This is a genomic window from Pseudomonas sp. NC02 (genome assembly GCF_002874965.1).
GTDB lineage: Bacteria > Pseudomonadota > Gammaproteobacteria > Pseudomonadales > Pseudomonadaceae > Aquipseudomonas.
This window is the reverse complement of sequence record NZ_CP025624.1, coordinates 1,078,450-1,091,045: the sequence shown is the minus strand read 5'-3', so window position 1 is coordinate 1,091,045 and position 12,596 is coordinate 1,078,450. Positions and strand designations below refer to the sequence as shown.

The following is a 12,596-nucleotide window of genomic DNA, read 5'->3' as shown; positions in this document are numbered from 1 at the left end:
GGACCTGTATTGTTTTTATAGTGGTGTAGATCGTTCCCACGCTCCGCGTGGGAATGAATCAGGTGACGCTCCGCGTCACGGACGCAGAGCGTCCAGGGCGGCATTCCCACGCAGAGCGTGGGAACGATCAGACTGGTGGGGTATCGGGTTGGTTGGCGGGATGAGCCGCCATGAACGCCGGATGCTGCGCCGCCAACCCCGCCACCCGCTGAATGCGCGGGTACGCCGCCAGCGACACCTTGAACCGCTCGGCCGCATACAACTGTGGAATCAGGAACGTATCCGCCATCCCCGGCTGCTCGCCAAAGCAATAACCCTGATCACCAATCAACTGCTCAACCGCCGCCAGGCCCTGGCTGATCCAGTGCCCGATCCACTCCAGCACCTGCGCTTCATCGTGCCCCCATTGCTTGAGCAGATTCTGGGTACTGGAGTTGTGCAGCGGATGAATGTCGCAACCGATGATCGACGCCACCGCGCGCTCATGGGCACGGGTTGCCAGATCCGTGGAGAGCAACGGCACCTGTGGATAACGTTCCTCCAGGTACTCGATGATCGCCGGCGACTGAATCAACACATCACCCTCATCGGTGCGCAAGGCCGGCACGCGACCTTGCGGGTTGATCGCCAGGTATTCCGGCTGGCGGTTGGCGCCGCCCTTGGGCACCAGCAGGTTGACCGGCACGGCGGTGAAGCCCAGGCCCTTGAGGGCCAGCGCAATCCGCACCCGGTACGACGAAGTGGAGCGGTAGTAGGTATAGAGTTCCATGGCCCTGCCCTCTCAGCGCGCCGCGACCACGGTACCCCGGCATTCGCCGAAGCCGATGGAGGCAAACCCGTCGCGGGTGCAGCGGGCACGCAGGATGATTTCGTCGCCGTCTTCGAGGAATTTCCGCACCTCGCCGGAGGCCAGTTCGATCGGCTTTTTACCGCCCTCGGTGATTTCCAGCAGGCTGCCGAATTGTCCGGCTTCAGGCCCCGACAAGGTGCCCGAACCAAACAGGTCACCCGCCTGCAACTGGCAGCCATTGACGCTGTGGTGCGCAACCATCTGCGCGACGGTCCAGTACATGTGTTGGGTATTGCTCAGGGTCAAGCGATGGGCCGGCAGGTTCTGCTCACGCATCGAGGCGGTGGTCAGCAGCACTTCCAGTTCGATATCAAAACCACCGGCAGCCTGGTCGCGCTTGTCCAGCAAGTATGGCAGTGGTTGCGGGTCGCCTTCAGGGCGCGCCGGCTGTGCCTTGCGGAACGGTTCCAGGGCTTCAGCCGTCACCACCCATGGCGAAATGCTGGTGATGAAACTCTTCGACAGGAACGGGCCCAGCGGCTGGTATTCCCAGGCCTGGATATCCCGCGCCGACCAGTCGTTGAGCAGGCAGAAACCGGCGATGTGATCAGCCGCGTCGCCGATGGCAATCGAGTCGCCCATGGCATTGCCCTGGCCGATCCAGATGCCCAGCTCCAGCTCGTAGTCCAGGCGTGCGCAGGGGCCGAAGGTCGGCTCGGTCTGGCCGGCTGGCAGGGTCTGGCCTTTCGGGCGGCGGACCTCGGTGCCCGACGGGCGAATCGTCGACGCGCGGCCGTGGTAGCCGATCGGCACATACTTGTAGTTGGGCAGCAGCGGGTTGTCCGGGCGGAACAGCTTGCCGACGTTTTGCGCGTGCTCGATGCCCACGTAGAAGTCGGTGTAGTCGTTGATCCTGGCCGGCAGGTGCATTTGGCAATCGGCAGCCGGGTGCAGCGCAGCTTGCAGTTTGCCTTGCTGGTCGCTGCCTTCGGCCAACAGTTCCAGCAGGCGTTCGCGCAGGGCCACGCGCGGGCCACGGCCGAGTTCGAAAAATGCGTTCAGTTGGCCGCCAGCGGTGGCTTCAACGGCCCGGCGGGCTTCGCCTTCAAAGCATTCCAGCGCGGCGTGCAGATCAAGAATCTGCTCGCCAATCGCCACGCCACTGCGCGGTGCCGAGCCATTAACGCTGAACACCCCCAACGGCAGGTTTTGCAGCGGGAAATCCCGGTGACCGTTGGCGGAAACCACCCAACTGCGGGTGAGATTAGGCTGCGTCATGGGTTATCTCCGATTCGGGTTGAAGGTTGCAGGGAGCGAGGCCCAGCAAGCGTCGTAGGAAGGTTGCAGCTGCGAGCATTCAAGGGCGAACTGGGTGGGACGCAGCACCTGGCTGGTCTCGAACATGAACGCCATGGTGTTATCAATCTTGTGGGGCTCAAGCGTCGCGTTGATGGCTTTGGTGCAGGTCTCGCCATCCGGGCCGTGGGCGCTCATGCAGCTGTGCAACGACGCGCCGCCGGGCACGAAGCCTTCGGCCTTGGCGTCGTAGGCACCCTGGATCAGGCCCATGTATTCGTTCATCAGGTTGCGGTGGAACCACGGTGGCCGGAAGGTGTTTTCGGCGACCATCCAGCGGGGCGGGAAGATCACGAAATCGAGGTTGGCCAGGCCGTGCACGCTGGTGGGCGAGGTCAATACGGTGAAGATCGATGGGTCCGGGTGATCGAAGCTCACGGTGCCGATGGTGTTGAAACGACGCAGGTCGTATTTGTACGGCACGTTGTTGCCGTGCCACGCCACCACGTTCAGCGGCGAATGGTCGAGCTGGCAGCCCCACAGTTCGCCGAGGAATTTCTGCACCAGCGTGGTCGGTTGCTTGAGGTCTTCGTAATGGGCGACGGGCGTGAGGAAATCCCGTGGGTTGGCCAGGCCGTTGCTGCCGATAGGACCAAGGTCCGGCAGGCGCAGTGGCGCGCCATGGTTCTCGGCGACGTAACCGCGGGCCTGGGCATCCAGCAGTTCGACGCGGAATTTCAGGCCGCGGGGCAGCACGACGATTTCCAGTGGCTCGACTTCCAGCACACCCAGTTCGGTCGCAATGCGCAGGCGGCCCTGCTCGGGAACAATCAACAGTTCGCCGTCCGCGTTGAAGAACACGCGGTCCATCGAACGGTTGGCGCGGTAGTTGTAGATGCTGATGCCCGAGGGTTTTTCCGATCCGGAATTGGCGACCATGCCTACAAGGCCATCGACGAAATCTGTCGGCTCACCCGGAATATCCAGCGGGTTCCAGCGCAGGCGGTTGGGCGTCACAGCGCCCAGCGGTCCACCGGCCAATTGCCGTTCCAGCTTGACGAACGCCGGGTGATTGGCCGACGGCTGGATGCGGTACAACCAGGTGCGCCGGGCTTCGCTGCGGGCCATGGTGAAGGCGGTGCCGGAAAAGAGTTCGGTGTACAGCCCGTAGGGCGCTTTCTGCGGGGCGTTCTGGCCGACGGGCAATGCACCGGGCAAGGCTTCAGTGGCAAATTCATTGCCAAAACCCGATTGGTATTCGAGGGTCATGGATCGTCCTCTGAGCGGAAGTTGTTTTTATCGTAATCCAGTTACGCATAACGTAATTTGATACCTGTTGACCGTCAAGCTATAAAGACGCCCATTCGTCTTTCGGATTCATGCCTTCCATGGAAAAGCCGCCCGCCCCCCGCGACACCGGTAAACAGAAAGTCCGCTCGGCTGAAGTGGGCACCGACATCCTCAAGGCCCTGGCTGAACTGTCGCCGGCCACCTCGTTGTCGCGCCTGGCCGAGCACGTGCAAATGCCGGCGAGCAAGGTCCACCGCTATTTGCAGGCGCTGATTGCCTCGGGTTTTGCCGAACAGAACACCGCCACCAACCATTACGGCCTGGGCCGCGAAGCCTTGCGCGTGGGGCTGGCCGCGCTGGGCAGCATGGACGTGCTGAAAGTCGCCGCCCTGCCCCTGGCGGAACTGCGGGATGAGTTGAATGAAACCTGCTTCCTGGCCGTCTGGGGTAACCAGGGCGCGACGGTGGTGCATATCGAGCCGGCGGTGCGCGCGGTGACGGTGGTCACGCAATTGGGCTCGGTGTTGCCGTTGCTCAGTTCGTCCACCGGGCTGGTGTTCAGTGCGTTCCTGCCGTCGCGGGAAACCGTGGAGTTGCGCGAGCGGGAGATTCAGGCGGGCGTTGCCCATGCGTTGGCGGATGACCAGGAATACGCGACCACCTGTGAGCAGATCCGCCAGCGCGGCTTGCACTTTGTGCATGGTTTGCTGATGCCGGGTGTGGACGCGTTGTCGGCGCCGGTGTTCAACGCGGTCGGGCAAGTGGCGGCGGTGTTGACCGTGGTGGGGCCGACGTCGCTGTTCCATGCCGATGAAGACGGCCCGGCGGCGAAGCGTTTGCTGGCGGCGACCCAGGCGGTGAGTTGGCGCATGGGTTATCAGCCGTAACGCTTAGTATCAGGCACCCAACAGAACAAAATGTGGGAGCGGGCTTGCTCGCGAATGCAGTCTGTCAGTTAAAGCATCAGTGACTGATACACCGCATTCGCGAGCAAGCCCGCTCCCACATTTGATCTTCATTATTTGACGAATAGTGCATGGCTTCAGGCCATCAAGCCCAGCGTCTTGGCTTTCGCCACCGCTTGGGTGCGCCGCTCCACCCCCAACTTGCTGTGAATCCTCCGCGCATGGGTTTTTACCGTATGCAGCGAGATAAACAATTGGCTGGCAATTTCCAGATTGGAATTGCCCTGGGCAATCAGTTGCAGCACCTCAAGTTCGCGCTGGCTCAGGGGATTTTCCCCCGCCGCCGCCGGGCATTCCTGCGGTTCCAGCCCCAATGCACTCAACAACCCCGGTTGCCTGAGGCGCAGCTCGCGAATCGCCTGCTGTACCTGGCAACGCCCCGCCAGTTCCAATCCGGCTTCCAGCGAGCGCACGGCCAACGGGCGATCGCCGACTTGCCAGGCCACTTCCCCCAGCACCAAGTGCAACTCCGCTTCCAGGCACAGCATGCCCCGCTGACGGGCGGCCTCCAGTAACGCACTCAGGCGGGCGACAGGCTCTTCGGCGCGATGCAATTTCACTTCGGCCAGCACCTGCAAATATTCAAGCCTGGGGATCAACTCCAGGGTGGCCGGCGGTGCTTGTTTCGCCTTGGGGCCACGGTAGTGCCGCAGCACCCGGGTCACCGCCTCCAGGGTCAGTTCGGCGCGACCCTGTTGCAGCCAGAAATGCCCGCTGAGCAACAGCAATACGGCGCGATAGACGGTGTCGGGCACCTGGCGTTGCTGCATCAGGCGCTCAGCGTCGCGCAACTGGATAAACGCCTGGGCGTAATCGCCCTTGTTGGCGGCCAATAGCGCCAGTCCCAGGTAGCCGTAGAGCACGCGTTTGTCCTGGCTGTGCAGGCACATGCCCAGGCCGGATTCGAAGCATTCGGCGGCCACGCCGTCGTGGCCCTGGCGCAGCGCCAGGTGCCCACGTCGCAAGCAAATCCGCCCCATCAACGGCCCGGCTTTAAGCCGCTGTTGCACCAGCATGCGCTGCACATTTTCCAGCAGGCTCTGGGCCCGATACGGCGCGCCGCGCTGCTCCAGCAACTGCGCATGATCGAGCTCCAACAATGCCTCCAACAGCAGTGAGCCGTGGGAGCGCGCCAGGCACAACGCCTCGCGGTTCAGCGCCTGGGCCACGTCCAGCTCGCCACGCAGCAAGGCTTGCTGGGTCAGGCCCGACAGGCACATCAGGCGCGACGTCCAGGCGCTCTCGGGCAAGTCTTGCAGGGCTTCGAGAAAATGTTCCCGGGCCCGTGCGGCTTCGCCGCCCAGATGCAACAGCCAGCCCCATTGCGCCTGCCAGCGGGCCAGCAGATAACGCTGCAGGTGCGCGGTCGGTTGCGGAGTGAAACGCGCCAGTTGGTCAATGCACAACGCCGCCTGGTCGAAACGCCCGGCAAACAGCAACGCCGCCGTGACCAAGCCCACCAGTTGCGCCGAGCCCAGCATCAATTCATCACCATGCTGCTCATGCAGGCGCAACAACAGCACCGCGTTTTGCTGGCGGAACAGGTCTTCAAAACTGAAATGCTGCAACAGGCTTACGGCCACTTCGTACTCTTCGGCCTGCAACGCTTGCTCAAACGCTGCTTGCCAGTCCTCGGCGGCGGTAAACCATTGGCACGCGCGCCGGTGCCAGGAGCGCCTGGCTGGCCAGGGTTCGGCGCGCATCAGTTGGGCCAGTGGCGGGAAGACTTGCAGCCAGTCGGTGGACTCCTCCCAGGGCTCGATAAAGGCGCCCAGCGTCTGCAAGTCTCGCAGGTAGTCGCCACCGTCACCAAAGCCGAACAGGTGGTCACACAAGCTCGGGTTGAAGCGTGGCAGGTGCGCGAGCACGCGCCAGGCCTCAGCCAATTCCGGCGCCAGGCCCGTGAACAGTTCGTGTTGCAGGTAGTCGAGCAAGGTTTTGTCCGGGTGCCCGTCGCCTTCAAGCAATCCGATACGCACTCCGGCGCACCAGCCGGCGCTGAACTGCAACACCTTGTCGGCACTGGGCCCGGCCAAGTGCTGGATTTCGCTGGGGTCAAACGCCAACTCGGCAGCGCTGCATTCCCACAGCTCATCATCAAGCAACAGCCGGGGCCAGTTGCAGGCCGGCCGCCGCCGCGCGCCGATCCACCAGGTCAAGGCCGGGCTGCTGGCCGCCAGAATGCGGTCAAGCAACCCATCCAGTTCAGGCGCCGGCACGCGGCAGAAGTCATCGAGAAACAACCAGGCCGGCGCTTGCCAGCGGTTCAGGGCCAGCAGCAAGGTGGGCTCATCAACAAAGTCGAGGCCAAGGCTTTGCGCCAGGCGCTGACACAAATCCGAGGCCACGCCATTCAGCGGCAACCAGTACACCTGGCACTGCGAAGGCGCCTGCAACGCGCACTCGGCGAGCAATGCACTCTTGCCACTGCCGGCCGGGGCGCAGAGCAACTTCACCCGCGCAGTGGCGTTGAGCAGCGGCACGGCCAGGCGCGGGCGCAACAGATGATGGGGAGACAAGCGTGGCATGAATCCAGGACGATCCAGACAACGGGTCATGGCGGTCATTACTGCGTCCCTGTTTTTTATTATTAGGCGGCGTGCGCCCTACCCTAGTCCTGTGGCTGGCGGTTGTTGAGGAGTATTCAGCAGGCTGATTGGCGGGCATAAAAAAGCCGGGAGCCAAAAGGCCACCCGGCACTCGTTCTAAAGGTGGAACACCGTAAATGTGGGAGCGGGCTTGCTCGCGAAGGCGGTGTATCAGTCACTGATGCTTTAACTGACAGACCGCTTTCGCGAGCAAGCCCGCTCCCACAGTTTGATCGCATTTCAATCAGGTTTTAGCGCACGCCTTCCGAGCGCAATGCTGCCGGCGTGTAGTCGGCCGCCTTGGCCGCAAAGCCGAACACAAAGCTGCTCTTCTCTTCGTTCTTCATGCCCAGGGCGATGTAGCGCCCGGCGATGATGTCGTACAGGGTTTCGACGGTGTAGGCCGGCACCTGGTGGTCGTAGTAGAACTGCGCGTGACCTTCAGCAACACGCCACAGCTGGCCGCGGCCGTCGTAGTGGTCCACCAGCGCCACCTGCCAGCTGTCTTCGTCGATGTACATGTGGCGCTTGGCGTAGATGTGCCGCTCGCTCGGCTTGACGGTACCCACCACCTCCCAGACCCGGTGCAGCTCGTAGCGGGTCAGGTCCTGGTTGATGTGGCCGGCCTTGATGATGTCGTCGTACTTGAGGGTCGGCGAGTCGAGCTTGTAGCTGTTGTAGGGAATGTACATCTCCTTCTTGCCCACCAGCTTCCAGTCGTAGCGGTCCGGGGCGCCGGAGAACATGTCGAAGTTATCCGAGGTGCGCAGGCCGTCGGCCGCAGTGCCCGGCCCGTCGTAGGCCACTTGCGGCGCACGGCGTACCCGGCGCTGACCGGCGTTGTAGACCCAGGCCAGGCGCGGTTCCTTCACCTGGTCGAGCGTCTCATGCACCAACAGTACGTTGCCGGCCAGGCGCGCCGGGGCGGTCACCGATTGTTTGAAGAAGGTCAGTACGTTGGCGCCCTTGACCGGGTCCATGTCCGGGATCAGCTGCGGCACGGCCACTTCTTCTTCGAAGCGGATCGGCGTGTAGCTGCCGTTGGTCTGCGGCGTGGCCTGGGTAATGATGCGGCGCAGGTTGCCGCCGTGGTAACGGGTGATGTGGTTCCACAGCACCTCAACGCCGTTCTTCGGAATCGGGAACGCGTAGTAGCGGTTGCCGGTGAAGTTCTCCAGGCCGTTGCCGTCGTTGATCGCGTGTACGTTGAGCGCGCTGCGCTTGATCGACTCGTAGATCTCCGGCGGCAGGTTGACCGTGCGGTGGGTCGGGTACACCGGAATCTTGTAGGTTTGCGGGTAGCGCTTGAACATCGCCACCTGGCCTTCGGAGAGTTTGTCCTTGTACTGGTCGACCGTAGCGGCGGTGATCACGAACAGCGGCTTTTCATTGGCGAACGGGTCAGCGAGGAAACCCTTGCTGTCCACCGCCCCGGCGTTTTTCGGGATACCACCGGTCCATGCCGGGATCGAACCATCGGCGTTACCGGCCTTCTCGGCGCCCACCGGGGTCAGGGTAGTGCCGAGCTTGGCCGCTTCTTCCGGCGACACTGCGGCCATCACGTTGGCGGCCAACAGGCTCAGGGCCAACACCCCGCATTGCAGAATCATTTTGCGCATAGTCTCTTGTCCTTACTTAAGCCAAATCAGAAGTTCACGCCAAAGCTGAGGGCGATGAAGTCGCGGTCGGTGAGGGTGTTGTAGTCACCGCCAAAAAAGTCGGTGTAGCTCAGGCTCGCGGTGTAGGTGTTGCGGTAGTCCGCATCCACGCCGACGCTGATGGCCTTGGCGCCTTCGTTGAACAGGCCGTTGGGGCCGTAGCCGCTGACGTCCTGGGACCACGACACGTTGGGCTTGAGGTTGACCCCGGCGAATACGTTGTTGTAATCGAGGATGGCCCGGGCGCGATAACCCCAGGAGTTGGCCGTGACAAACCCATCGGTGTCGCCGCCGAACCCGTACTGGCCGTAGACCGAGTCACGGCCATAACGCAGCTTGGATTTCGCCTCCAGCCCGCCGACGTGCACAAAGGCCGCCTCGCCCACCAGGGTCAGGCGTTCGGCGCCCAGTACCTGGTCGAAGAATTGGGTCATGGTGCTCTGGATCTGGGTGATTTCCTTGCGGCGGTAGCCGGCGTTGTCGGCACCGAAGGAACTGCTGATCGGTGAAGCGGCGTTGCCGGCAATCGGGTTGACCAGGGCCAGCGTCAGGTCGGTGGTGTTGAGTTGTACGGGAGCATTCGGGCGGTAGCTGATTTCGCCGGTCCAGGCGGTGCCGGTGGGCAAGGTGGTGGAGAAACTGGCACCGAACAGGCGAATGTTTTCCGGGTAGTCGAGGTAATACTGGCCGCGACCGAGCATCGTGCTTTGCGCCAGGCCGGCGCCGGTACCCGGTGCGATCCCGTTGGCCGCGTTGGCAATAGCGCCAATGGTTGCCAGGTTGGTGTTGGCGGTGATGGTACCGACGGTGGGCGTGCGGCTGTGATAGTTCATGAAGTACAGGCCGTACTCGGTGTCATCTCCCAGCCAGCGCAACGCCATGCCGAACTGGCCGCCATCGCGCGCCTCGCGGTCTTTTGCACGCTGCACCACTACGCCTTCTTTCGTAACCTGGAAGCCCTGGCCAAACGCCGCCGCTACCGGTTGCAATGGTGCAATCGCCGGGCTGCCGACGGTGTAGTTGCCGTTGCAGCCATGGGCCACCACGTCGTTACCGAAGAAGGTGCCGCAGTTGTCCACCACCGTGTTTTCCCAGTTCAACTGGTAGAAACCTTCCACGCTCAACTGGTTGGTGAGGCTTTGGGAGGCGAACACCATGTTGACCGGAATCAGGCCTTCCTTGATCTCGGCGCCAGGGCGGCGAAACGCGGAAACGTCGATGGGGTTGATGCTGTTGATGGAGTTGCCGATGAACGTACTTTCCCCCCAACTGACCACCTGCTTGCCGACGCGCACGTTGCCCGGCAAATCGCCGATGGAATAGTTGTGATAGACAAACGCGTCGAGTAATTCGTAGCCGGAAGAGCGTGCGCCTTCGTCGCGGTGGTTATTGCTGATCTGCTTGAATTCGCGGTCTTCGTCCTGCAGTTCGAAGTCGTACCAGTACTTGCCGCGCACGAACACGCCGCTGTCGCCGTACTTGAGTTCCAGGTCGTGGATGCCCTTGAAGATCTTGGAGAAGGTCTCGCCCTTCTTGAAGTTCAGGCGACCATCATCGCCGGTGGAAGCCTGGCCCGTTCCGCCGTTGGGAATGCCCACCAGCTTCTTGTCGGCATCGCGCATGCCCCAGCTGGCACCGACCGACAGCGAGGAATCGAATTGCCCTTCGATCTCGCCGATGTTGAACGAAACAGCCTGCGCCTGGGCACAGCAACCTAAAGCAACCGCAGCGGCCAGCGCCTGTGGCCTGAAGATGGCGCGCATTGTTGTTTTTGTCATGCGTCTTCCCCGGTGGTGTGACAGAAGGCCCCACCCTACTGCCCGCGATCAAGAGCGATAAGCGCACCAAGGAGGTATTCGTGTTGTCGCTCGAAAGGATGAGAGGGCGCTCTGGCCGGGGTCTTGGAGAGGCCATGGACGAGATGGATGAAGGATTATCAGGAGGATGGATGAGGTGTTATTGCCACTGTTGCGGGTTTGGTAACAGTCCTTGTCTCGAATCGCTATTTTTCATTTTGTAACAAAAGCCTATTCTTGCCTGGCTTTCAGGGCAAACCGCCCGCTTCCAGAACCTGGAGGAACAGCCAGTTTTTTATGGATTGATCAATATTTTCAATCTGTTACCGGTGTTCACTGACGTTGATTTATTGCTCCTTGATCAAACGTCTTACTTCAGCCGCTGCCTTTGCAGCGGCTTTTTTTATGCCTAAAATAAAGCGGGGCGCCATGGCGCCCCGCTTGATTAAAACTTTTTCACGTAATGATCACAGGCTGTACTTCTGCAGGTTGGCCATCATCTCCTTCAAGGCCTCGATGTTGTCCTTGGGGTGAGCGGCCCCGTCGAAGTCACAGATTTGCTGCCAGTGGGCGGCGACATCATCCGGGGAGAACCCGGCTTCAGGATCAAACCCAACCCCCAGGCTGCGCTCCCAGCGGGTCTTGCCGATCCAGCCGCCGCCCACCTCAAACAGCCCGGAGGTTTCCTGACACGCCTCGCTGCCCAGGTACACCACCAGCGGGCTGATCAATTCCGGCTTGAGGCGTTCGAAGACTTGCGGCGGGATCAGGCCTTCGGTCATGCGTGTACCACCGGTGGGGGCGATGGCGTTGACCAGGATGTTGTTCTTGCGACCTTCCAGCGCCAGGGTGCGGGTCAGGCCGTACAGGCCGAGCTTGGCCATGCCGTAGTTGGACTGGCCGAAGTTGCCGTAGATACCGGAGGTGGAGGCGGTGAAGATCACCCGGCCGTAGGCTTGTTCACGCAGGTGGGGCCAGGCGGCGCGGGTGACTTTGTAGGCGCCTTCGACGTGTACGCGGTAGACCAGGTCCCAGTCGCTGTCTTCCATTTTGTGGAAGGTTTTGTCCCGCAGGATCCCGGCGTTGTTGACCACGACGTCGATGCGGCCGAAGGCGTCGAGGGCGTTCTGGACGATCTTGTCACCGTCGGTGACGGAGTCGTGGTTGGCCTCGGCGATGCCGCCGGCTTCGCGGATTTCGGCTACGACGCGGTCGGCCGCCGAGGCGTTGGCGCCTTCGCCCTGGGTTGAGCCGCCAAGATCGTTGACCAGCACTTTGGCTCCGTGTCTGGCGAACAGGAGTGCGTGGGCGCGGCCTAGTCCGCCGCCGGCACCGGTGACGATCACGACCTTGTCTTGGAACTGCACAGGCTCACTCATTGGGGACTCCAGGGGTGGTTAGGGGTGGATGGGTTGAGTGTCAGGCACGGGGCTTGTGGTCACAATAAATACGGTTGGGGGTGAATGGTGCGCGATAAGGCTGGGGGATGATTGGTGTGGGTTAGATGGGGGACATATCCGTTATTTAGGTAACGGCGGCTTATGGTTCCGCTCTTACAGCGGCTCACTTTTGAAGAGCGCAAAAGTAAGCAAAACGCTCTTGCCCCACCACTCGGCTCCTCGCCTAGGCTCGGAGTGCCCTCACTCCGGCTTTGGACCGTGGGCCGCCGTCATGGGCCATCCTTGGCCCAGGACGGCTAACCCGGCGTCCTGCCGGGTTACCCACGCTCCAAAGCCTGCGTTCGGCCAGCGTGGTTTAACGGGGCGCCCAAGATCAAGATCAAAAGCAGATCAAGAGCACAGCGGCCTACCGGCCGGCTTGAGTGTTGAAAAGCAAAATCAAAAGCTAAAGCGGGCACGGTCCAAAAAATGTGGGAGCGGGCTTGCTCGCGAAGGTCGTTAACGATGACGCGGACATTCTGGATGAACGCGGCGCTCTCAGGTTTTTCGCGAGCAAGCCCGCTCCCACAGAAAAGCAGCTCTGTTTTCCCTCTGGTTTTTGCTTTTGCTTTTAACACTCAAGCCGGCCGGGAGGCCGCTGTGCTCTTGCTTTTGATTTTGATCTGACTGCCCCAATAAGCCCGAGGCCGAACGCAGGTATTGCGGAGCGGGTAAACCGGCAGGACGCCGGTTTAGCCGCGCCGGGCCATGGATGGCCCGTCGCGGCGGCCCGCTTCGCGGTGCCGGAGTGAGGGAACGCCGAGCCCTAGCGAG

The 12,596-nt window shown here is 61.9% G+C and carries 8 protein-coding genes; 1 reads left to right on the top strand and 7 read right to left on the bottom strand.

Annotation, left to right across the window (positions count from 1 at the left end; translation table 11 throughout):
* Positions 1 to 127: 127 nt before the first annotated feature.
* Genes maiA through hmgA form a run of 3 tightly spaced genes read right to left on the bottom strand, consistent with a single transcriptional unit; the run spans position 128 to position 3,355 of the window.
* On the bottom strand, positions 128 to 769 hold the full coding sequence (maiA, locus tag C0058_RS04960) for a maleylacetoacetate isomerase (protein WP_102368146.1): 642 nt from the start codon (positions 767 to 769) through the stop codon (positions 128 to 130).
* A 12-nt stretch (positions 770 to 781) separates the two neighbouring features.
* The gene (gene fahA, locus C0058_RS04955) at positions 782 to 2,068 is read right to left on the bottom strand and encodes a fumarylacetoacetase (protein WP_102368145.1); all 1,287 of its coding nucleotides are present in this window, start codon (positions 2,066 to 2,068) and stop codon (positions 782 to 784) included.
* Between the two features lie 3 nt (positions 2,069 to 2,071).
* Positions 2,072 to 3,355 carry a homogentisate 1,2-dioxygenase gene (gene hmgA, locus C0058_RS04950; protein ID WP_102368144.1) on the bottom strand — a complete coding sequence of 428 codons (1,284 nt, stop codon included), beginning with the start codon at positions 3,353 to 3,355 and terminating at the stop codon, positions 2,072 to 2,074.
* Positions 3,356 to 3,474: 119 nt separating this feature from the next.
* Between hmgA and C0058_RS04945 the strand changes: the two genes are divergently transcribed.
* Complete coding sequence (locus tag C0058_RS04945) at positions 3,475 to 4,263, top strand: IclR family transcriptional regulator (protein ID WP_008438587.1); 789 nt, start codon at positions 3,475 to 3,477, stop codon at positions 4,261 to 4,263.
* 155 nt (positions 4,264 to 4,418) lie between these two features.
* Here C0058_RS04945 and C0058_RS04940 read toward each other — a convergent pair whose 3' ends face one another.
* The 4 genes from C0058_RS04940 to C0058_RS04925 all read right to left on the bottom strand — a co-directional run bounded on the left by C0058_RS04940 (position 4,419) and on the right by C0058_RS04925 (position 11,762).
* Positions 4,419 to 6,908 carry a LuxR C-terminal-related transcriptional regulator gene (locus C0058_RS04940; RefSeq protein WP_087695185.1) on the bottom strand — a complete coding sequence of 830 codons (2,490 nt, stop codon included), beginning with the start codon at positions 6,906 to 6,908 and terminating at the stop codon, positions 4,419 to 4,421.
* A 272-nt stretch (positions 6,909 to 7,180) separates the two neighbouring features.
* Complete coding sequence (locus tag C0058_RS04935; protein WP_102368143.1) at positions 7,181 to 8,548, bottom strand: DUF1329 domain-containing protein; 1,368 nt, start codon at positions 8,546 to 8,548, stop codon at positions 7,181 to 7,183.
* Between the two features lie 26 nt (positions 8,549 to 8,574).
* Complete coding sequence (locus C0058_RS04930) at positions 8,575 to 10,365, bottom strand: DUF1302 domain-containing protein (RefSeq protein ID WP_023659149.1); 1,791 nt, start codon at positions 10,363 to 10,365, stop codon at positions 8,575 to 8,577.
* A 485-nt stretch (positions 10,366 to 10,850) separates the two neighbouring features.
* On the bottom strand, positions 10,851 to 11,762 hold the full coding sequence (locus tag C0058_RS04925) for an SDR family oxidoreductase (protein WP_008438591.1): 912 nt from the start codon (positions 11,760 to 11,762) through the stop codon (positions 10,851 to 10,853).
* Between the last annotated feature and the right edge of the window lie 834 nt (positions 11,763 to 12,596).